The organism is Streptomyces albireticuli (assembly GCF_002192455.1).
In the GTDB taxonomy this organism is placed as follows: Bacteria; Actinomycetota; Actinomycetes; order Streptomycetales; family Streptomycetaceae; genus Streptomyces; species Streptomyces albireticuli_B.
In genome coordinates, this window is record NZ_CP021744.1 from 5571521 (window position 1) to 5591083 (window position 19563).

The window sequence follows — 19563 nt, forward strand, 5'->3', positions numbered from 1 at the left end:
GCCGGTCGCGGGCGACCGGGCGGCGGCTGTTGTTCGGCCGCTGTTACTTCGGCCCTGGGTCAGTGGGGCCCTGTCCTGCCGAGACAACATCTTCGCACTTGTTGACGGACGACGGGACGCCGGGCCGGGCTGTGAGGCGACTGATGCGTCACCTTCAGGGGTTACTCACGCGTAGGACGCGCTCGATTTCGTTAAGGGCGAACGTCCGCGAGGTGACCCCGGGCGAAACACCCGGGGTCACCCCAAAACGTACGGACCCCGGGGTCCGTACGCGGCGGGGCTCAGCCCAGGTCGCCGTCGGCGGTGCGCTCGGCCAGCCGGAGGAGCGTGCGGACCGCGGAGCCCGTACCGCCCTTCGGGGTGTAGCCGTAGGGCGCGCTCTCGTGGAAGGCCGGGCCCGCGATGTCCAGGTGCGCCCAGGTGATGCCCTCGCCCACGAACTCGCGCAGGAACAGACCGGCCAGCAGGGCGCTGCCCATCCGCTCGCCGATGTTGGCGAAGTCGGCGACCGGGGAGTCCATGCTCTTGCGCAGCTCGTTCGGGATCGGCATCGGCCACGCCTGCTCGCCGACCTCCTCCGCGATCTCGTACAGCGAGGTGCGGAACGCGTCGTCGTTGCCGAGTACACCGAACGTGCGGTTGCCGAGCGCGATGACCATGGCACCCGTGAGGGTGGCGACGTCCACGATCGCGTCGGGGTTCTCCTCCGAGGCGCGGACGATGGCGTCGGCCAGGACCAGGCGGCCCTCGGCGTCGGTGTTGAGGACCTCGACGGTCTTGCCGCCGTACATCCGCAGCACGTCGCCCGGGCGGGTCGCGGTGCCCGAGGGCATGTTCTCGGCGAGCGCCAGCCAGCCGGTGACGTTGACGCGCAGGCCCAGGCGGGCGGCGGCCACGACCGCGCCGAACACGGCGGCGGCGCCGGCCATGTCGCACTTCATGGTCTCGTTGTGGCCGGCCGGCTTGAGCGAGATGCCGCCCGAGTCGTAGGTGATGCCCTTGCCGACGAAGGCGAGGGTCTTCTCCGCCTTGGGGTGGGTGTAGCCGATGCGCACCAGGCGCGGCGGGTTGGCCGAGCCCTGGCCGACGCCCAGGATGCCGCCGAAGCCGCCCTTGAGCAGCGCCTTCTCGTCCAGCACCTCGACCTTGAGACCGTGCTCCTTGGCGGCGGCCTGGGCCGCGGCCGTGAAGGTCTTCGGGGTGAGGTCGTTCGGCGGCATGTTGATCAGGTCGCGCGCGCGGTTCATCTCCTCGGCCAGCACGCTCGCGCGCTCGGCCACGGCCTTGACCGCCTTGTCGCGGGGCTTGGCGCCCAGCAGCGCGACCTCGGCGAGCGGGGTGGCGCGGTCGGCGTCCTTCTTGGCGGCGGCCTTGCCGCCCGCGCCGGCGGCGACGTAGGTGTACGCGCCGAGCAGCGCGCCCTCCGCCACGGCCGCGGCGGACTCGGCGTCCGCGACCGGCAGCGCGAAGCCGGCCTTCTTGCTGCCCGTCAGCGCGCGGGCCGCGCTGCCCGCGGCGCGGCGCAGCGCCTCCGCGTCGAAGTCCTCGTCCTTGGCCGGGGTGTCGCCGAGCCCGACCGCCAGCACGACCGGGGCCTTGAGCCCGGACGGGGCGGGGAGCTTGGTCGTCTCGCCCTCGCCGCCGGTGGCGCCGAGGGTCTCCAGGACGGCGGCCAGCTTGCCGTCGAACGCCTTGTCCACGGCTTCGGCGCCCGGTGCGACGACAGGACCCTTCGGGCCCTTGGCCACACCGATGACGATGGCGTCCGCGCGGAGCGTCGCCGCGCTGGAAGTGCTGAGAGTCAGAGCAGTCACGGTGGTGGGGTCCCTACTTCCGTTGAGTTCCTCGGCCGATGGGTGGGCCGGCCGCACCCTGGGCATCGTATGCCGCGGTGTCACGGCCCCCCGGGCTCGGGTCGGCCCCCAACGTAGCGCCCGCGACCGGGCGATTCGTGTTCCGGTCGCGCTCCGGCCGCTCAGCCGAGAGCGAGCACGACGAGCGCGGCGGTGGCCGAGGTCTCCGCCAGGGCGCCGAAGACGTCCCCGGTGACCCCGCCGAAGCGCCGCACGCAGTGCCGCAGCAGCAGCTCGCCGGCGGCCAGGGCGAGCGGCACCGCGAGGGCCGCGCGCACCGCGCCGTACGGGCCCGTGGTGGCCCCGAGGGCCGCGGCGGCGGCCGTGGCCAGGGCGGCCACCAGCAGCGCGGACCACGCGGGAAGCACCCCGGCGACGGCCGCGCCCAGGCCCTCGGGCCGGGCCGCCGGCACCCCGGCCCGGGAGGCCAGCGTCAGGGAGCAGCGGGCGGCGAGCGCCGCCACGGCCACGGCGACGGCGCCGCGCGCCGCGCCGTCCGCGTACGCCCCGGCGAGTGCCGCGACCTGGCCGAGCAGGACCAGCAGCAGGGTGACGACGCCGAACGGGCCGATGTCCGACCGCTTCATGATCCGCAGGGCGTCCTCGGCGGGCTTCCCGCTGCCCAGCCCGTCGGCGACGTCCGCGAGGCCGTCCAGGTGGAGGGCGCGGGTGAGGACCGCGGGGGCCGCCACGGAGGCCACGGCGGCGAGCAGCGGGCTCGAGCCCAGCAGGAGCAGTACCGCTCCCGCCGCGGCCGCGCAGCCGCCCACGACCAGCCCCGCGAGGGGCGCCGCGAGCATGCCGCCCCGGGCGGCCGCCCGGTCCCAGCGGGTGAGGCGCACGGGCAGCACGGTCAGCGTGCCGAAGGCGAAGCGGAAGGCGTCGCCCAGGGTGGGCCGGGACGCTGTCGTGTCGGTCATCGCGGGCACCCTATCCCGCCGGGTCAGGACAGTAGGTTGCAGGTGAGAGCGGTGTGAGAGGGCACAACGAACGGGTGGGCACATGGGCCAGTGGCTGCATCGCAACATCGTCGAGCCGGGGAAGCTGCCCCTGCTGCTGGCGCTGGCCGCGTTCGTCCTGACGTTCCTGGTGACCCGGGTGATCACCCGGCTGATCCGGGCGGGGAAGGGCCCCTTCCGCAACATCAGCCCCGGTGGTCTGCACGTCCACCATGTGGTGCCCGGCATCGTGCTGATGGTGATCGGCGGCTTCGCCGCGGTGACGTCAGGCCGGCACGGCTTCGGTGCGGCGCTGGCGGCCGTGGTGTTCGGCACCGGCGCCGGGCTGGTGCTGGACGAGTTCGCGCTCGTGCTGCACCTGGACGACGTCTACTGGACCGAGCAGGGCCGCAAGAGCGTCGAGATCGTGGTGCTGACGGCCGCGCTGGTGACGCTGATACTGGCCGGGTTCCTGCCGTTCGGGGTGAACGAGCTGACCCCGGAGGAGCTGCACGACCGCGGCGTCGTGGTCGTCAACGTACTGATCAACTTCCTGATCGCGCTGTTCGCCCTGGCCAAGGGCAAGCCGCGGCTCGCGGTCATCGGCTGTGTGGTGCCGTTCGTGGCGATCGTCGGCGCGGTGCGGCTGGCCCGGCCCGGGTCGCCGTGGGCGCGGCGGTTCTACCGCCACCGTCCGCGGGCCCGCCGCCGGGCGCGGGTGCGCGCCTACCGGCACGACGCCCGCTGGGAGCACATCCGCAACCGCGTTCACGATCTGCTGGCGGGCGCTCCCGACCGCTGACGGCCGGAGCGGAAGACGTCCTCCCGGGGCTTGCGCCGCCTGCGGAACTCGTCGGCGGCGCAGAGGACCAGCACCGCCGCGACCGCCGCGATGTGCTCCTTGCCCGCCAGATTGGGCTTGACGAGCACCTCGGCCACCATGGCGGCGACCACGACCCCGCAGGTGAACCAGGCGCGGTAGCGCCAGGAGACGTACACCGCGAGCCCCACGACGGCCGCCGACGGGCCGGTGTCGACGACCTTGGCGGCCTCGGGCGGCAGGCCGAACACGGAGTCCGGCCCGAGGTGCACGGCCAGCCGCGCGTACATCGTCCCGGCGAGGGTGGCGGCGTAGGCGATGGCAAGCGTGCGCCACTTGCCCAGGCAGATCTCGGCGATCCCGAAGACCAGCAGGACCTGCGCCAGCGCGCCCCACACCGGGAGGTCCAGGGCCGGCACGAACAGCGACAGCGGGGTCCGCAGCAGCGCCTGCCACCAGGGCAGGCGCGCCTGCACCGAGCCGAGCGTCTGCACCGGCTCGAAGCCCCAGGGCTGGTTCTGGACGATCTGGAACGTGGCGGTCAGGGCCACCGCCGCCAGCGTCATCGGGATCGCCCGCAGCCCCTTGGTCACGAGTGCCAGGCGTACGGTCCCGGCCAGCGGGCCCCACTCGGTGCGCGCGGCGCGACGCAGCGCCGCGCGGTTCATCGCGGGCTCTCCAGATGCTTGCGGTTGAGCCATTTGGGCAGCCCGGGGGCTTCGAGGAACCCTTCGGCCCGCGCGCTCGCGACGCCGATCCGCAGCAGGTCACTGCTCTTCTCGAACAGCATGAAACGAGGTTCCCAGATGGGGCGGTACTTCGCATTTGCTCGGTACAGCGACTCGATCTGCCACCAGCGGGAGAAGAAGCTGAGCAGCGACCGCCACATCCGCAGCACCGGGCCCGCGCCGAGCTTGGAGCCGCGCTCGAAGACGGACCGGAACATCGCGAAGTTCAGCGACACCTGGGTGATGCCCAGCCCCCTGGCCTGCTGGAGCAGCTCGATGACCATGAACTCCATGAGGCCGTTCTCGGAGTCCCGGTCGCGCCGCATCAGGTCCAGCGACAGGCCCTTGGGGCCCCACGGCACGAAGCTCAGCAGGGCCCGCAGCTCGCCCTTGCCGTCGTGGCACTCCAGCATCACGCAGCGCCCGTCGCCCGGGTCGCCGAGCCGGCCGAGCGCCATGGAGAAGCCGCGCTCGGTCGCGCCGTCGCGCCAGTCGTCCGCGCGGCGCAGCAGCTCGGCCATCTCCTCCTCGGGGATGTCCTCGTGGCGCCGGATCCGCACGGTGTAGCCGGCCCGCTTCACCCTGTTGAACGCCTGGCGGACGGTGCGCATCGCGCGGCCCTCCAGGGTGAACTCGGCGGTGTCCACGATGGCCTCGTCGCCGATCTCCAGGGCGTCCAGGCCGTGCCGGGCGTAGATGGTGCCGGCCTCCTCGCCCGCGCCCATCACGGCCGGGATCCAGCCGTGCTCACGGGCCTCGGCCAGCCAGGGCTCGATGGCGCCGGGCCAGGCCTCGGGGTCGCCGATCGGGTCGCCGGAGGCCAGCGAGACCCCGCCGACGACGCGGTAGGTGACGGCGGCCTTGCCGGACGGGGACCAGATGACGCTCTTCTCGCGCCGCAGCGCGAAGTAGCCCAGCGAGTCGCGGTCGCCGTGCCGGTCCAGCAGGGCCCGCAGCCGCTCCTCGTCCTCCGCGGTGAGCGGGTCGGTGGCGCGCCGGGCGCGGAAGGCCGCGTAGACCACGACGAGCAGCAGGAACATGCTCATCACGTTGATGAAGACGTCGACCCAGCCGGGTGTGGCGATGCCGGGGTAGCGGCCGTCGTCGGCGGCCAGCGACACCAGGCGCATGAAGCCGTAGCTCCAGCGGTCCAGGAACGTCGAGCGGTACGCGTCGTGGGCCTCGTTGGCGACGGTCACCAGCAGGGCGGCGGTCAGCGAGGTCAGCAGCAGGCCGACGGCCGCGACCAGCGCGGCGAGCCGCGGGTTGGAGCGGTCGCCCTTGGCGTAGAACTCCCGGCGGCCCACCAGCAGCGCCAGTACGAAGAGGGCCGTCGCGACCAGCGAGAACCAGTTCAGCGCGTGCCGGTTGAACTCCCGGAAGAACATGGCGAACGCCATGACCAGCAGGAGCAGCCCGGACAGCACCAGGTTGAGGATCCACGAGGCGCGCTTGCGCCGGCGCAGGGTGACCGCCATGACCAGCGACCACAGCGCCGACGCGAAGCCGGCCGTCAGCAGGTAGGGGGTGAAGAACTCGTCCGCGTTGTGCCGCCGGATGTCCGCGCCGAACGACACCCAGACCGCGCTCAGCAGATTGACGAACGTGACGACGCGGAGGTACCACACGGCGAAAGCTGCGGCGCGCTGCGGCCGGGGGCCGCCCCGCGCGCCTTCATCCGGAGTCAAGCGGACTTCTCCCATGAAAAGTGAGCATATGGGGCACTGTCTGCGACGGGGCCCGGCTGCTCGACGTGGGATGTCAGGCGCGCTCGGGGAGTTCCGCCGCCAGGGCCGCGGCCGCCTGCACCAACGGCAGAGCGAGCAGCGCCCCTGTCCCCTCGCCCACTGTGACGCCATGATCGAGCAAAGGGTTGAGCGCCATCCGGTCCAGCGCCTTCGCCTGCGCCGGGTCGCCGCTGGCCTGGCCGGCCAGCCACCAGTCGGGCGCCCGGAACGCCACCCGCTGACCCACCAGGGCGCAGGCCGCGGAGACCACCCCGTCGAGCACCACGGGGGTGCGGCGCACCGCGCTCTGGAGCAGGAAGCCCGTCGTCGCCGCGAAGTCCGCGCCGCCGGTCGCCGCCAGCAGCTGGAGCTGGTCGCCGAGGACCGGCCGGGCGCGGCGCAGGGCGTCCCGGATCGCCGCGCACTTGCGCATCCACGCCAGGTCGTCGATGCCCGCGCCGCCGCGGCCGGTGACCACGGAGGCGTCGGTGCCGCACAGCGCGCCGATCAGGGTGCCGGCGACGGTGGTGCCGCCCACGCTGAGGTCGCCGAGGACGACGAGGTCCGTACCGGCGTCCGCCTCCTCGTCGGCGATCGCCATGCCCGCGCGGAACGCGGCCTCCGCCTCCTCGGCGGTCAGGGCGTCCTCGACGTCGATCCGGCCCGAGCCGCGGCGCACCCGGTACCGGGTGACCTCCTCGGGCAGCTCGGCCGCGTCGCAGTCCACGGACATGTCGACGACGCGCAGCCGCGCCCCGGCCCGCCGGGCCAGCACCGCGCCGGCGCTCTCCCCGTCGAGCGCGGCCCGTACGAGCGCCACGGCACCGGCCTCGGGCCCGCCCGACACGCCGAGCCGCGCGACACCGTGGTCGCCCGCGAACAGCAGGGCGGTGACCCGCTCCACGGGCTTGACCGGCACCGCCCCCTGAGCGGCCGCCAGCCACTCGCCCAGCTCGTCCAGCCGGCCCAGGGCGCCGGGGCGGGGCACGAGCCGCTCCCGCCGCGCTTCGGCGTCCCGCCGGGTGCCGGGGTCGGGGCGCTCGATCAGTGTCGCGAAGTCATCAAGATTCAGACCGCTCATCCGTCGAACACTACCCGTAGACGGTGACGGCACACGATGTCGCCGGACCGGGGCGGCGGCCGGGTCCGGCGTCCGCCGGCGGGGCCCCGCGGTCAGCGGAGGGGCAGCGCCTGGCCCGCCACCACCAGGACCACCTGCTCGCACTGCGCGCCCAGCATCACGTTCAGCCGGCCGAGCTCGTCCCGGAAGCGGCGGCCCGAGGCCGTGGCCGGGACGACGCCCGAGCCGACCTCGTTGCTGACCGCGACGAGCGTGCGGCGGGTGGCGCGGACCGCCGCCACCAGCTCCGCCACCCGCGCGGCGAGCGCCTCCTTGCCGCCGTCGTCCCACCTGGCGTCCTCCCACGCCCCGACGGAGTCCATCGCGTCCGTCAGCCACAGCGCGAGGCAGTCGATCAGCAGCGGCGGGCCGTCCGCCGTGAGCAGGGGGACCAGGTCGCAGGTCTCGGCCGTGCGCCAGGAGCCCGGCCGCCGGTCGCGGTGCAGGGCGACCCGCGCGGCCCAGTCCGCGTCCCCCTCGCGGGTGCCGCCGGTCGCGACGTACAGCACGTCGGGGAAGGACTCCAGCCGCCGCTCGGCCTCCACGGACTTGCCCGAGCGGGCGCCGCCCAGCACCAGCGTGCGCCGTGGCAGGTCCGGCACCGCGTGGTAGTCCCCGACGACCAGCGTCGTGCCGTCCGGCACGGCCCGCGCCCCGGCCGCCGCCAGCCGCCGGTGCAGCTCCGGGCCGGGCGGCACGTCGTGGTCGACGTGCACGCCGAGCACGTCGGTCGTCGCGGTGACCGCGCCCGCGCCGCGCAGCCGGGCCAGCGAGTCCGGGCGGCCCAGCACGTCGAGCAGGACCATGTCGTACGGGCCGGAGCCCGGCCCGGCCAGCCCGGCCGGTGCCGTGCCCGGCGGCAGGTACAGCAGCCGTTCCCCGTCGGGCCCCGTCACCTCGTAGCCGGTGCCCGGCGCGTCCAGGGCCACCGCCCGCACCCGGTGCCCGCTGATCACCGACAGCTCGCGCCCGTCGGGCACCCGCACCGGCGCCGGCAGCCCGGCCGGGAACTCGACGGCGGGCCCGTCGTGCGGGTGCGAGAGCAGCACCTGGCGCACACCGGCGATCGACCGCCCGGCGCGGGCGGCCGCGAACGCGGGCCCCGGGGTGAGGTCGAGGAGCACCGCGCCGTCGACGAGCAGCGCGGTCGCGGCCCGCGCCTCGTCACCGGCGGCGGTGGCGCAGGACGCGCAGGGGCAGTCGGGGCGCGGCAGCCCTTCGGGGGCTCCGGTGCCGAGGAGAGTGATTTCCACGCCCTGATCGTCTCGCGTCCGCGGGGCGCGGGCGCGTCGGGATCACCCTTTCTCGTCCGCCCCGGACCGTTAGGCTGCGCTGCACGGCACGTGACCGGACGTCAGGAGGCGGACATGGTGTGGGCATGGCGGTTCGAGAAGGCCGACGGGACGGAGACGTCGCCCGCGGTGGAGCCGGAGGAGTTCACCACGCAGGGGGACGCGGAGTCCTGGATCGGTGAGGTCTGGAAGGAGCTGCTGGACGGTGGCGCGGAGCGGGTGACCCTCTTCGAGGACGACACCGAGATCTATGTGATGAGCCTGCGCGCCGCCGCCGAGGCGTGAGGACGGGGGCAGGCCGCGTCCTCACGCGGCCTGCCGGCCGGAGCCGGTGGCGGGCGCTCCGCCCGCGCCGGGGCTTCCGGCTCCGCCGCGGCGCGGTGCTTCGCGGCGGCCTTGCGGTGCCGGGCCCGAAGGCTCCCGGCCGGGTGGCACTTCGTGGGGTCGGCGGCCCCACCGGGTGGCCCGCCCGGATCGGCTTCGGCCTCGCGGGGCCGCGGTCCGCAGGGCGTCCGGCTGCGAGGGGCGCCCGGCCCGGTGGGCCCGCCGCGCCTCACAGAGGGCGGCGGTCCGGGGCCGTCCGGTGACGTGGCTGTCCGGCTGCGCGGCCGCCCGGCACACGTGGGGCCCGCCCCGGCGGAGGCCCTGCCCAGGGGAGCCCGCGCGCGAGCGCCCCGCCGCGCACCGTGGCCGTCACACGGCCGGTGGACAGGGGCAGCCCGCGCGAGCGACCCCGCCTCACAGCGTGCCCAGCGTGATCGTCACCGTCCGCACCGTGCCCTCCCGGTCGTAGGCCACCTCGGCCCGGTCGCCGGGCTTGAGGGACGCCAGGGCCTCGGTGAGCGACTGCATGGTCGTGAGGTCCGTGCCGTTCAGCCGGATGAGGATGTCGCCGGGCCGGAGCCCGGCCTTCTCGGCCGCCCCGCCGCGTCCCACGGCGACGATCGCGACGCCGGCCGGGGCGAAGTCGGAGCCGACGATCGTCCGCCCGGTGATGCCGATCGCCGCCCGTCCGGAGTCGGTGACCTTGCCGCTCTTGATGATCTGGTCGGAGAGCCTGCGGACCGTGGCGGCCGGGATCGCGAAGCCGATGCCGGGCGCGGCGCCCTGGCCGAGCTCGGGGTCGACGGCGGCCAGCGTCGGGATGCCGATGACCCGGCCGGACAGGTCGACCAGCGCCCCGCCGCTGTTGCCGGGGTTGATGGCCGCCGACGTCTGCACCATGTTGCCGATGGTCGCGCCCGTACCGCCACCCGCCCGGCCCTCGCTGACCGTGCGGCCGACGGCCGAGACGATGCCCTGCGTGACGCTGCTGGACAGGCCGAGCGGATTGCCCATGGCCAGCACGATCTGCCCGACCTCCACCTTGGCGGAGTCGCCGAGGGTGGCGGGCTTGAGGTTCTGCGGGACCTGGTCGAGCACGACGACCGCGAGGTCCTGCTCGGGGTAGCTGGCGACCAGCCGGGCGCCGACCGTGCCGCCGCCCGTGGCCAGGGTGACCTTGAAGGTCTTGGCGCCCCCGACGACGTGCGCGTTGGTGACGACGTGGCCCTTGGCGTCGTAGACGACCCCGGAGCCCAGGCTGTCCCCGGCGGTGATCTGGACGACGGACGGCAGGACGTCCTTGACGACCCGCTGGTACGCGGACTGGAGGTCCCCGGCCGGGCCGCGCCCCGAGGGCGGGGCGCTGGCGGCGGGGGCCGGTGAGGCGGACGTCGCCCGCTCGCCGGAGGAGGGGGACGAGCCGGGGAAGCCGGAGCATCCGCCCAGCACCGCCGCCGCGCAGACGGCGGTGGCCACGGGGGTCAGGAGCCGGCGTGGGAGGGTCCGGGCGGGTGAGACGTCCATGTTCGGAGTATCACGTCCGCCCGGTCCGCTGTCCTGGCCGGAGGCGCCGGGTGCCGCCGTACGGGCGGGGGCGCGGCCCCCGCCCCGGCGCGGCGGTTCAGCCCCGCACGCCGCACAGGTGCAGCAGCGCCGCGACCGCGCGGTAGGGGTCGGTGCGGCCCGCCCGGTACTCGGCGGCGAGCAGGTGCTCCAGGGCCTCGCCCGCCGGGGGCTCCCGGCCGTCGGCCGCCTGGTCCGTGAAGACCCGCACGCCGTACCAGGCGTGCAGCGGGGCGCCGATGCCCGCGAGCGTCGCCGTCAGCGTCTCCCGGCGGTCCGCGCGGACCTCCAGGCCGAGGCGGTTGACGTAGGCGGGCGAGTCGAAGGCCGCGAGGGCCGTGCCCCAGTCCCCGGCCAGCCCCGGCCGCATGGCCAGGGCGTCGGCGTTCCGGACGAGCAGGGAGAGGAGGCCGCCGGGCGCGAGCACCCGGGCCAGCCCGGCGAGCATCGGGTCCGGCTCCGTCACGTACATCAGCACGCCGTGGCACAGGACGACGTCGAAGGAGCCGGGGAGGAAGTGCGCGCCCGCGTCCCGGCCGTCGCCCCCGACCACCCGCACCCGCTCCTGGATGCCCTCGGGCTCCGCCGCCAGCGCCTCGCGCAGGGCGGCCACCATCCGGGGGTCGGACTCCAGGCCCGTCACCTCATGGCCCGCCCGGGCCAGCCGCAGGGCCTGGGTGCCCTGGCCGGGGCCGACGTCGAGGACCCGCAGCCGGCGGCCCACCGGGAAGCGGGCGGCTATCTGTTCGTCGAGCTGGCGTGCGACCAGCTCCTGCCGGACCGCGTTCCGTAAGCCGCCCAGGCCCCGGAGCCAGCCCTCCGCGCCACCGCCGAAGGCGGACGCGAGGGCGGCACCGGTCAGGGCTTCTCCCCGCGCTTGACCTTCGGCTTGGGCAGCCGCAGCCGGCGCATCTGGAGCGTGCGCATCAGGGCGTACGGCACCACGCCGCGGAGGTTCTCGTCCGGGAAGCGCTTCTTCAGGGCGCGCTTCAGCGTGACGGCCGTGATCACGGAGTTGATCACGATCAGGACGATCACGAGCATCCACACCAGGAGCACGTACGACTGGAAACCGCCGCGGTTGATCATGCTCAGGACGAGGATGAGGACGGCGAGCGGGAGGAAGAACTCCGCCACCGAGTACCGCGCGTCCACGAAGTCGCGCGCGAAGCGGCGGAGCGGGCCCCGGTCACGGGCGGGCAGGAAGCGCTCGTCGCCATTGGCCAGGGCCTCGCGCTGCTTGGCCAGGTCCGCGCGGCGGGCCTCCCGCGCGCGCTTCGTGGCCTCCTTGCGGTTGGCCGGCGTGGCGGCCAGGCTGCGGCGCTGCGAGCTGGCCTCGCTGCGCTTGGGGGTGGGGCGGCCCTTGGGTGCCTGCGGGTCGCGCTGCTTCGGCTGGTCCGCGGTCACCTGGGTGGCTGCGGCCTGCTCATCCTTGGAGGTGGAACGGCTTCGGAACACAACACCCAAGGGTACGGGGTGACGGCAGGTGGACACCGGCGGCAAGGGAACGATCCGGCAACGGCGGCGCGTTCCCCCTACGGGAAGGGGCGCCGCGCACCCGCCCCCCTGAGGTCCTCCTACTCCTTGCGCCGGAGGGCGGCGACCTCCTGATCGTCCTGGAGGAGGAGCGCATCGGAGCCCGAACAGTGCGGTAATGGAAGCGGGCCCTTTACTGTGGGGTCTGCAAGATGTGCTGGAGCTCGTAGTCCGTCAGAAGGGGGCGCCCGAGGCCCATGAGCGGTGTCATGAAGCGTATGGGAATGATTTTCCGCGCGAAGGCCAACAAGGCCCTGGACCGGGCCGAGGACCCGCGCGAGACCCTCGACTACTCGTACCAGAAGCAGCTCGAACTGCTCCAGAAGGTACGTCGTGGCGTCGCCGACGTGGCGACGTCCCGCAAGCGCCTGGAGCTCCAGCTCAACCAGCTCCAGGGCCAGTCCAGCAAGCTGGAGGACCAGGGCCGCAAGGCGCTCGCCCTCGGCCGCGAGGACCTGGCGCGTGAGGCGCTCTCCCGCCGCGCCGCCCTCCAGCAGCAGGTCAGCGACCTGGAGACGCAGCACACCACCCTCCAGGGCGAGGAGGAGAAGCTCACCCTCGCCGCGCAGCGCCTCCAGGCCAAGGTCGACGCCTTCCGCACCAAGAAGGAGACGATCAAGGCCACCTACACCGCCGCCCAGGCCCAGACCCGCATCGGCGAGGCCTTCTCCGGCATCTCCGAGGAGATGGGCGACGTCGGCATGGCCATCCAGCGGGCCGAGGACAAGACCCAGCAGATGCAGGCGCGCGCCGGCGCCATCGACGAGCTGCTCGCCTCGGGCGCGCTCGACGACCCGACCGGCACGGCGAAGGACGACATCACCGCCGAGCTGGAGCGCCTCTCCGGCGGCTCCGACGTGGAGCTGGAGCTCCAGCGGATGAAGGCCGAGCTCGCGGGCGGCACCAGCGGCACCAAGCAGGCCATCGAGGGCGGCCAGGCCGGCCAGACCGGCCAGGCGCAGCCGCAGGAGCACCCCCGCTTCGACAAGCAGTGACCGGCCCGCGGTGACGGCACCGTGCGGGGGCCGCGGTGACGGACCCGCGGCCACGCACGGGCCGGAGCGGGATCCGGCAGGCAGTGAGCAGTCCCCAGACGCAGTACTCACGCAGCGAGCAGCGCGCCGACAGGCACCGGACCGAGGGAGACCGTCATGATCGTGCGGATCATGGGGGAGGGCCAGTGGAAGCTGGCCGACAGCCACTTCACCGAGCTCAACAAGCTGGACGACGAGCTGCTGGAGGAGATGGAGAGCGGTGACCAGGAAGGCTTCCGCCGCACCCTCGGTGATCTGCTCGACGCCGTGCGCCGGCTGGGCGCCCCCCTGCCGGACGACGCCCTGGAGCCCTCCGAGCTGATCCTGCCCGCGCCCGACGCCTCCCTCGACGAGGTCAGGGCGATGCTGAGCGACGACGGGCTCATCCCCGGCTGACCCGGGCCGCCTGTCCCGGCAGCCGGGTCCGTGCGCGTCGCCCGCCCCTCGTACGGCCGCGCACGGCCCCGTACGGCCCTTACGGATCCTCCGGCCCTCCCCGGCCGGTCCGCCACGGCACCCCAGCACCCCGCCGCGCCCCCGCCCCTCCCGAGGGGCGGGGGCGCGGCGGGCCGTGGCGAGCCCGGCCGCGCCTTGTCCGCCCCGCCCCCGAGGACCCCGATGACCTCCCTCACCGTCACCGGCCTCGCCCGCCCGCACCGCTGGCTGCGCGCGCACCCCCTCGCGGCCGACGCCTTCCTCGCCGCCGCCACCTTCGTCACCGTCCTGATCGGCGCCACGGTCAGCCGGTTCACCGACCGGCACCCGCCCGGCTCCGGCTTCGTCCTGCTCGCGCTCCTCGCCTGCGCCTGCCTGGTGCTCCGCCGCCGGGCCCCGCGGGCGGTCCTGTGCGCCACGTCGGCGGCGACCCTCTTCGAGATCGTCCACACCCGGGACACCGCCCCGCACACCCAGATCGCGATGTCCGTCGTCGTGGCCCTCTACACCGTCGCCTCCCGCACCGAGCGGCCCATGGCCTGGCGGATCGCGGCGGTCACCGTCGGCGTCCTCACCGCCGGGGGCATGGCCTTCGGGGCGCCGCCCTGGTACTCCCAGGAGAACCTCGCCCTGCTGGCCTGGACCGGCATGGCGGGCGCCGCCGGTGACGCCGTCCGCAGCCGCCGCGCCTACGTCGCCGCGATCGAGGAGCGGGCCGTGCGCGCCGAGCGCACCCGCGAGGAGGAGGCCCGCCGCCGGGTCGCCGAGGAGCGGCTGCGCATCGCCCGGGAGCTGCACGACGTCGTGGCCCACCACATCGCCCTGGTCAACGTCCAGGCCGGCGTCGCCTCGCACATCATGGACAGCCGCCCCGACCAGGCCAAGGAGGCCCTCGCGCACGTCCGCGAGGCCAGCCGCTCGGCGCTCGCGGAGCTGCGCGCGACCGTCGGCCTGCTGCGCCAGTACGGCGACCCGGAGGCGCCCACCGAGCCCGCGCCGGGCCTCGGCGTCCTCGGGCACCTCGTCGACGGGTTCGCCCGCGTCGGCCTGGACGTCACGCTCACCATGGCCTCCACGCTGCCCGGCGGCCCCGGCAGCGGCACGGACCCCGGTGAGGCGGCCGCCGTGGTCGGCCGGCTGCCCGGAGCCGTGGACCTCACCGCCTACCGGCTCCTCCAGGAGGCGCTCACCAACGTCCACAAGCACGCCGGGCCCGGCGCCCGCGCGGAGGTCGCCCTGCTGCGCAGCGCCGACCGGCTGCTCCTGACCGTGCTGGACGACGGCGCCGGACCGCCGCCCGGTGCGGGGGAGGAGCGGGGCGGCCACGGTCTGATCGGCATGCGCGAGCGGGCCACCGCCCTCGGCGGCAGCTGCGAGGCGGGCCCCCGCGCCGACGGCACCCAGGGTTTCCGGGTCCGGGTGACGCTGCCGCTGCCGGGGCGGCCGGAGCCTACGCTGACCCCATGACCGAACCCGTCAGTACGCCCGTGAACCCCGTCCGGGTCCTCCTCGTCGACGACCAGGCGCTGCTGCGCAGCGCCTTCCGGGTGCTGGTGGACTCCGAGCCGGACATGACCGTGGTGGGCGAGGCCGCGGACGGCGCGCAGGCCGTCGAGCTCACCCGCCGGCTCACCCCGGACGTCGTCCTGATGGACATCCGCATGCCCGGCACGGACGGTCTCGCCGCGACCCGCGCCATCTGCGCCGACCCCGCGCTCGCCCAGGTGCGGGTGGTGATGCTGACGACCTTCGAGGTCGACGAGTACGTGGTGGAGTCGCTCCGCGCGGGCGCCTCGGGCTTCCTCGGCAAGGGCGCGGAGCCGGACGAGCTGCTCAACGCGATACGGGTGACGCGGGCGGGCGAGTCGCTGCTGTCGCCCGCGGCCACGAAGGGGCTGATCGCCCGCTTCCTCGCGCAGGGCGACCCGGGGCCGGGGCCCGACGGGGCGGAGCGGGGCGCGGGGCGGCTCGCGGCGCTGACGGGGCGGGAGCGGGAGGTGCTGGTGCAGGTGGCGGGCGGGTTGTCGAACGACGAGATCGGCGAGCGGCTGACGGTCAGCCCGCTGACCGTCAAGACCCACGTCAACCGGGCGATGGCCAAGCTCGGGGCCCGGGACCGGGCCCAGCTGGTCGTGATCGCCTACGAATCGGGGCTGGTGCGGCCGCGGGCGGAGTGACCTCTCCCCGCCCCCGGACGCGCATGAGCGCCGGACGGACCGGAACAGCCCGCCCGGCGCTCAAGGGCGCAGGGTCCCGGGGCGGGGCCCCGGTCACCGCCTACGGCAGTGCCAGCATCCGCTCCAGGGCCAGCTTCGAGAAGCTCGCCACCTCCGGGTCGACCTCGATGCGGTTGACGACCTTGCCCTCCGCCAGGGACTCCAGCGCCCACACCAGGTGCGGCAGGTCGATCCGGTTCATCGTCGAGCAGAAGCAGACCGTCTTGTCGAGGAAGACGATCTCCTTGCCCTCAGCGGCGAATCGATTCGCCAGGCGGCGGACGAGGTTCAGCTCCGTGCCGATGGCCCACTTGGAGCCGGCCGGGGCGGCCTCCAGGGTCTTGATGATGTACTCCGTCGAGCCGACGTAGTCCGCCGCCGCGACGACCTCGTGCCGGCACTCGGGGTGCACCAGGACGTTGACGCCCGGGATGCGCTCGCGGACGTCGCGCACCGACTCCAGCGAGAAGCGGCCGTGCACCGAGCAGTGGCCGCGCCACAGGATCATCTTCGCGCCGCGCAGCTCCTCGGCGGTCAGGCCGCCGTTGGGCTTGTGCGGGTTGTACAGGACGCAGTCGTCCAGGGACATCCCCATGTCGCGCACGGCCGTGTTGCGGCCCAGGTGCTGGTCGGGCAGGAAGAGGACCTTCTCGCCCTGCTCGAACGCCCAGTTCAGCGCGCGCTCGGCGTTGGAGGAGGTGCAGATCGTGCCGCCGTGCTTGCCGGTGAACGCCTTGATGTCGGCCGAGGAGTTCATGTACGAGACCGGGACGGTCACGTCGGCGACGCCCGCCTCGGTCAGCACGTCCCAGCACTCGGCGACCTGCTCGGCGGTGGCCATGTCGGCCATCGAGCAGCCCGCGGCCAGGTCGGGCAGGACGACCTGCTGGTCGGCGGTGGTCAGGATGTCCGCGGACTCGGCCATGAAGTGGACGCCGCAGAAGACGATGTACTCGGCGTCGGGCCGGGCGGCCGCGTCACGGGCGAGCTTGAAGGAGTCCCCGGTGACGTCCGCGAACTCGATGACCTCGTCGCGCTGGTAATGGTGGCCGAGCACGAAGACCTTGTCGCCGAGCTTCGCCTTGGCCGCGCGGGCGCGCTCCACCAGGTCCGGGTCGGAGGGCGCCGGCAGGTCACCGGGGCACTCCACGCCGCGCTCGCTCCTGGGGTCGGACTCGCGGCCGAGCAGCAGGAGGGCCAGGGGCGAAGGGGTAGGAGCCTGGAAATCCAAGGTCTGGGCGGTGGTCACGTCACGCACCCTTTCTGTTTCTGCGGACGGCCGGAAAGGGCCTTGTCGTCAAGTTGACGTTATCTATCATAACTGCTTCACGTCACTTTGACGATGGCCATAGCGTCGATGTGACACATTCCCGTTCGGCCGAGCGGTGTGCGAGCATGAAAGGCGGAAGTACTACGCCAGGCCCGGAATGAATCCGGGAGACCGGCGGTTGCAGCCGAGGGCAAGCAGTCCGCACAAACCCGGGAGTGAAGCAGATGTCCGTTCAGGACGAGAAGACCACTGTGAGCGACGGCATCCTCCTGTCCGACGCCGCCGCCGCCAAGGTCAAGGCCCTGCTGGAGCAGGAGGGCCGCGAGGACCTGGCCCTGCGCGTCGCCGTCCAGCCCGGCGGCTGCTCCGGCCTGCGCTACCAGCTCTTCTTCGACGAGCGCTCGCTCGACGGCGACGTCGTCAAGGACTTCGACGGCGTCAAGGTCGTCACCGACCGCATGAGCGCCCCGTACCTGGGCGGCGCCTCCATCGACTTCGTCGACACCATCGAGAAGCAGGGCTTCACGATCGACAACCCGAACGCGACGGGTTCCTGCGCCTGCGGCGACTCCTTCAACTAGGACGTCGCGCGACACCGACGGCGAAGGCCGCGACCCCGAGGTCGCGGCCTTCGCCGTTTCCGCTCCCGGTGCGCTCCCGGCGGCTACTTCTGCTGCTTCTCCGGCACGGGCTCACCGGTCGTCGCGTCGACGACCTTCCGGTCGCCCAGCGGCTCGTCCAGCGTCACCGTCTCGCTGAGGTCCTTCGCCATCAGCACGCACTGCGCGCCGGGCCGCTTCTCGGTGCCGACGACCTTGACCGTCACCGCCGCCCCGGACTGCTCGGCCGAGGCCGCGTAGTCGCTGCACGCCCCGCCCCAGAAGCGCAGCACCAGCCGCCGGCCGTCCTTGCCGTCGAGGCTGTACGACGTCACCTGCGCCGGCGTCGACTTCGGGGTGCCGGTCGCCGGCGGCTCCGACGGACTGCCCGACGGCCCGTCCGGCCGCACCAGGAACTTCGGGTCCACCGCCGGCTGTACGACCGGGACCGTCACCCCCTCGTCCGACTTGTCGGCCCGGTCCAGCGCCTTGTGGACCCGCACCTGGAAGACCCACGACGGCACCAGCGCCTGCCGCCCCCGCACATAGTGCGAGGCCAGCGCGTAGGACGCCCCGGTCACCACCGACGGCTCGGCCGCCGGGCGCTCCTTGCCGGGGCAGGGCGCCTGGCCGTCCCCGCCGTGCGGGACCGCCGTGGCGCAGCCCCCGACGGAGACGCCGGCCGAGGTGCCGGACGTGCCCTTGTTCAGCTGCGCCAGGGCCTCGTCCGCGCTGATCAGCGGGTACTCGGCGCCCTTGGGAGGCGTCTGCAACTGTCCGCCGCCGCCGACCAGTTGCCCGTCGGCCCCCACCTCCAGCCGGGTCTGCCAGCCGTAGGTCGCCGCGCCGTCGACCACGGGGTCGGCCACCACGGCCCGTACCGCGCCGTGCAGCTCGTCCGCCTTGACCTTCGCGTTCTGCTGGCCGAGCGCCTTGAGCACGGGCGCGGCCACGCTCTTCGCCTTCTCCTCCGGGACCGGGCCGACCTCCCCGCCCGGGCCGTCCGGCGCGCCCCCGTTCCCCTCGGCGCCCTGGCCGCCCCGGAACTGCGGGCAGCTGACGGACGCCGCCGCGGGGTCGGGGCCGAGACCCTCGCTCAGCCCCTTGTCCCGGCCCTTGTCCGCTCCGCCGTCCGGCTGCGCGCACCCGGGGCCGCCCGGCGTCCCGTATTTGGCGAACGACCAGTTGCCCGGCCCCTTACCGCTCACCTGGAGCGTCGGCTCCGACGCGCCCGGGCCGCCGCCCACCCGCCAGACGCCCTGCTCCAGCCGGGGCGCGCCCGGCACCGACAGCGCCTTCGCCAGCGCGGCCACGGCTTCCCGCGTGACGGAATCCGCCGGGAGGCGGACCGCCGCGGACCGGGGCCCGGACGGCAGCTTCCCCCCGGTGCGGTAGCGCACCCCGTGCGGATCGGGCTCCCCGACGGCGATGCCCTGCGCCGGACCGCCCCGGTGGTAGCCGTCCAGCGCGAGCGGTGGGGGAGAGCCCTCCCGGCCCGGCGCGCCGGAGGCGTCCTTGCCGCCCTTGCCGTCGGCCGCCGTGGACGCCCAGTAGGCGCCGCCGCCACCGGCCAGCAGGACCGCCGCCGCCACCGACGCGACCGCCAGCCGCGGGTGCCTGCGCCGTTCCTCGCGCCCCGGCGTGCGATCGGGGGTGCTCTCCGGAGTCCCGCCCTCGGTGCTCACCACATCGCTCCTTCGCTCCGCTCAATGTGTGTACTGCGGTGTCCCCCGGGAGAGGGACGTCGCTTGGACGGAGCGCAGGAGCGAGCGGTTCCACCAGTCCTCAGTCGCCGTACTCCGACATTCCGTCGAGCAGCCGCGCCGAGGCCGGGGGCACCGACACCCCGTGGATGCGCGAAGGCGGTACGGGCGCGGGGACGGCCGGGACCGGGCCGGAGCCGGCCCAGTGCGGAGCCATCCGGGCGCAGAGACGGCGCAGTTCCTCCAGGGACTCGGGCTCGGATTCGGTGAACGTGACGTCCTTCACAGGGTTCGGCATACCCGCACCGTACGCATCACGCGGCACACGGAGAAAGGGCTACTATTAGGTAATTTTGTCCGTTGGATGGCTGGATCCGAACCCGAGTACGACTTCCGGACCCGGTA

The 19563-nt window shown here is 74.3% G+C and carries 19 protein-coding genes; 7 read left to right on the top strand and 12 right to left on the bottom strand.

Annotated features, from left to right (window positions below; all coding sequences use genetic code 11):
* Positions 1-281: 281 nt before the first annotated feature.
* Positions 282-1814: a leucyl aminopeptidase gene (locus SMD11_RS24085; RefSeq protein WP_087928417.1), complete on the bottom strand. Its 1533-nt coding sequence runs from the start codon at positions 1812-1814 to the stop codon at positions 282-284.
* 161 nt (positions 1815-1975) lie between these two features.
* Positions 1976-2773, bottom strand: coding sequence for an adenosylcobinamide-GDP ribazoletransferase (locus SMD11_RS24090; protein ID WP_087928418.1), 798 nt, complete (start codon positions 2771-2773; stop codon positions 1976-1978).
* A gap of 82 nt (positions 2774-2855) precedes the next feature.
* Between SMD11_RS24090 and SMD11_RS24095 the strand changes: the two genes are divergently transcribed.
* A complete protein-coding gene (locus tag SMD11_RS24095) occupies positions 2856-3593 on the top strand; it encodes a hypothetical protein (protein ID WP_087928419.1) in 738 nt (245 codons plus the stop codon).
* Here SMD11_RS24095 and SMD11_RS35530 read toward each other — a convergent pair.
* The 4 genes from SMD11_RS35530 to SMD11_RS24115 form a co-directional block, all read right to left on the bottom strand.
* A complete protein-coding gene (locus SMD11_RS35530; protein WP_159395349.1) occupies positions 3560-4279 on the bottom strand; it encodes a hypothetical protein in 720 nt (239 codons plus the stop codon). The two genes, SMD11_RS24095 and SMD11_RS35530, sit on opposite strands and share 34 nt — an antisense overlap.
* Positions 4276-6042, bottom strand: a complete 1767-nt coding sequence (locus SMD11_RS24105) for a phosphatidylglycerol lysyltransferase domain-containing protein (protein ID WP_087928420.1) — start codon at positions 6040-6042, stop codon at positions 4276-4278. Before SMD11_RS24105 ends, SMD11_RS35530 begins: the two co-directional genes overlap by 4 nt.
* Positions 6043-6100: 58 nt before the next feature.
* Positions 6101-7147, bottom strand: coding sequence for a nicotinate-nucleotide--dimethylbenzimidazole phosphoribosyltransferase (locus SMD11_RS24110; RefSeq protein WP_087928421.1), 1047 nt, complete (start codon positions 7145-7147; stop codon positions 6101-6103).
* 92 nt (positions 7148-7239) lie between these two features.
* Positions 7240-8439, bottom strand: a complete 1200-nt coding sequence (locus SMD11_RS24115; RefSeq protein ID WP_199843940.1) for a bifunctional adenosylcobinamide kinase/adenosylcobinamide-phosphate guanylyltransferase — start codon at positions 8437-8439, stop codon at positions 7240-7242.
* Positions 8440-8553: 114 nt separating this feature from the next.
* Between SMD11_RS24115 and SMD11_RS24120 the strand changes: the two genes are divergently transcribed.
* Positions 8554-8763, top strand: a complete 210-nt coding sequence (locus tag SMD11_RS24120; RefSeq protein WP_087928422.1) for a hypothetical protein — start codon at positions 8554-8556, stop codon at positions 8761-8763.
* Positions 8764-9216: 453 nt separating this feature from the next.
* On the opposite strand, the gene SMD11_RS24125 is transcribed toward SMD11_RS24120, so the two are convergent.
* The 3 genes from SMD11_RS24125 to SMD11_RS24135 all read right to left on the bottom strand — a co-directional run bounded on the left by SMD11_RS24125 (position 9217) and on the right by SMD11_RS24135 (position 11823).
* The gene (locus tag SMD11_RS24125) at positions 9217-10326 is read right to left on the bottom strand and encodes a S1C family serine protease (RefSeq protein WP_087928423.1); all 1110 of its coding nucleotides are present in this window, start codon (positions 10324-10326) and stop codon (positions 9217-9219) included.
* Positions 10327-10423: 97 nt separating this feature from the next.
* Positions 10424-11167 carry a class I SAM-dependent methyltransferase gene (locus tag SMD11_RS24130; protein ID WP_087930706.1) on the bottom strand — a complete coding sequence of 248 codons (744 nt, stop codon included), beginning with the start codon at positions 11165-11167 and terminating at the stop codon, positions 10424-10426.
* A gap of 56 nt (positions 11168-11223) precedes the next feature.
* Positions 11224-11823 (bottom strand): DUF3043 domain-containing protein, encoded by a 600-nt coding sequence (locus SMD11_RS24135; RefSeq protein ID WP_087928424.1) that lies wholly within the window; start codon positions 11821-11823, stop codon positions 11224-11226.
* 287 nt (positions 11824-12110) lie between these two features.
* Between SMD11_RS24135 and SMD11_RS24140 the strand changes: the two genes are divergently transcribed.
* The 4 genes from SMD11_RS24140 to SMD11_RS24155 all read left to right on the top strand — a co-directional run bounded on the left by SMD11_RS24140 (position 12111) and on the right by SMD11_RS24155 (position 15547).
* Entirely contained in the window at positions 12111-12896 is a 786-nt protein-coding gene (locus SMD11_RS24140) for a PspA/IM30 family protein (protein WP_087928425.1), read from the top strand.
* A gap of 156 nt (positions 12897-13052) precedes the next feature.
* Positions 13053-13331, top strand: a complete 279-nt coding sequence (gene pspAA, locus SMD11_RS24145; RefSeq protein ID WP_087928426.1) for a PspA-associated protein PspAA — start codon at positions 13053-13055, stop codon at positions 13329-13331.
* Between the two features lie 222 nt (positions 13332-13553).
* Complete coding sequence (locus tag SMD11_RS24150; protein WP_087928427.1) at positions 13554-14837, top strand: sensor histidine kinase; 1284 nt, start codon at positions 13554-13556, stop codon at positions 14835-14837.
* On the top strand, positions 14834-15547 hold the full coding sequence (locus SMD11_RS24155; RefSeq protein ID WP_087928428.1) for a response regulator: 714 nt from the start codon (positions 14834-14836) through the stop codon (positions 15545-15547). The genes SMD11_RS24150 and SMD11_RS24155 overlap by 4 nt, the downstream gene beginning before the upstream one ends.
* Positions 15548-15647: 100 nt before the next feature.
* Here the strand turns inward: SMD11_RS24155 and nadA are convergent, their stop codons facing one another.
* On the bottom strand, positions 15648-16835 hold the full coding sequence (gene nadA, locus SMD11_RS24160; protein WP_087928429.1) for a quinolinate synthase NadA: 1188 nt from the start codon (positions 16833-16835) through the stop codon (positions 15648-15650).
* A 245-nt stretch (positions 16836-17080) separates the two neighbouring features.
* Here nadA and SMD11_RS24165 point away from each other — a divergent pair, with 245 nt between their 5' ends.
* Positions 17081-17437 (top strand): HesB/IscA family protein, encoded by a 357-nt coding sequence (locus tag SMD11_RS24165; RefSeq protein ID WP_087928430.1) that lies wholly within the window; start codon positions 17081-17083, stop codon positions 17435-17437.
* Positions 17438-17520: 83 nt separating this feature from the next.
* On the opposite strand, the gene SMD11_RS24170 is transcribed toward SMD11_RS24165, so the two are convergent.
* Together SMD11_RS24170 and SMD11_RS24175 are read right to left on the bottom strand one after the other, a co-directional pair.
* Positions 17521-19140 carry a hypothetical protein gene (locus SMD11_RS24170; RefSeq protein ID WP_324614771.1) on the bottom strand — a complete coding sequence of 540 codons (1620 nt, stop codon included), beginning with the start codon at positions 19138-19140 and terminating at the stop codon, positions 17521-17523.
* A 100-nt stretch (positions 19141-19240) separates the two neighbouring features.
* The gene (locus SMD11_RS24175) at positions 19241-19456 is read right to left on the bottom strand and encodes a hypothetical protein (RefSeq protein ID WP_087928432.1); all 216 of its coding nucleotides are present in this window, start codon (positions 19454-19456) and stop codon (positions 19241-19243) included.
* Positions 19457-19563 lie beyond the last annotated feature (107 nt).

What these genes read in the sequence shown, in the direction of transcription:
- SMD11_RS24090 (WP_087928418.1), bottom strand. Translation starts at nt 2,773, where the DNA reads ATGACCGACACGACAGCGTCCCGGCCCACCCTGGGCGACGCCTTCCGC.
- SMD11_RS24095 (WP_087928419.1), top strand. Translation starts at nt 2,856, where the DNA reads ATGGGCCAGTGGCTGCATCGCAACATCGTCGAGCCGGGGAAGCTGCCC.
- SMD11_RS35530 (WP_159395349.1), bottom strand. Translation starts at nt 4,279, where the DNA reads ATGAACCGCGCGGCGCTGCGTCGCGCCGCGCGCACCGAGTGGGGCCCG.
- SMD11_RS24105 (WP_087928420.1), bottom strand. Translation starts at nt 6,042, where the DNA reads ATGGGAGAAGTCCGCTTGACTCCGGATGAAGGCGCGCGGGGCGGCCCC.
- SMD11_RS24110 (WP_087928421.1), bottom strand. Translation starts at nt 7,147, where the DNA reads ATGAGCGGTCTGAATCTTGATGACTTCGCGACACTGATCGAGCGCCCC.
- SMD11_RS24120 (WP_087928422.1), top strand. Translation starts at nt 8,554, where the DNA reads ATGGTGTGGGCATGGCGGTTCGAGAAGGCCGACGGGACGGAGACGTCG.
- SMD11_RS24125 (WP_087928423.1), bottom strand. Translation starts at nt 10,326, where the DNA reads ATGGACGTCTCACCCGCCCGGACCCTCCCACGCCGGCTCCTGACCCCC.
- SMD11_RS24140 (WP_087928425.1), top strand. Translation starts at nt 12,111, where the DNA reads ATGAAGCGTATGGGAATGATTTTCCGCGCGAAGGCCAACAAGGCCCTG.
- pspAA (WP_087928426.1), top strand. Translation starts at nt 13,053, where the DNA reads ATGATCGTGCGGATCATGGGGGAGGGCCAGTGGAAGCTGGCCGACAGC.
- SMD11_RS24150 (WP_087928427.1), top strand. Translation starts at nt 13,554, where the DNA reads ATGACCTCCCTCACCGTCACCGGCCTCGCCCGCCCGCACCGCTGGCTG.
- SMD11_RS24155 (WP_087928428.1), top strand. Translation starts at nt 14,834, where the DNA reads ATGACCGAACCCGTCAGTACGCCCGTGAACCCCGTCCGGGTCCTCCTC.
- SMD11_RS24165 (WP_087928430.1), top strand. Translation starts at nt 17,081, where the DNA reads ATGTCCGTTCAGGACGAGAAGACCACTGTGAGCGACGGCATCCTCCTG.
- SMD11_RS24175 (WP_087928432.1), bottom strand. Translation starts at nt 19,456, where the DNA reads ATGCCGAACCCTGTGAAGGACGTCACGTTCACCGAATCCGAGCCCGAG.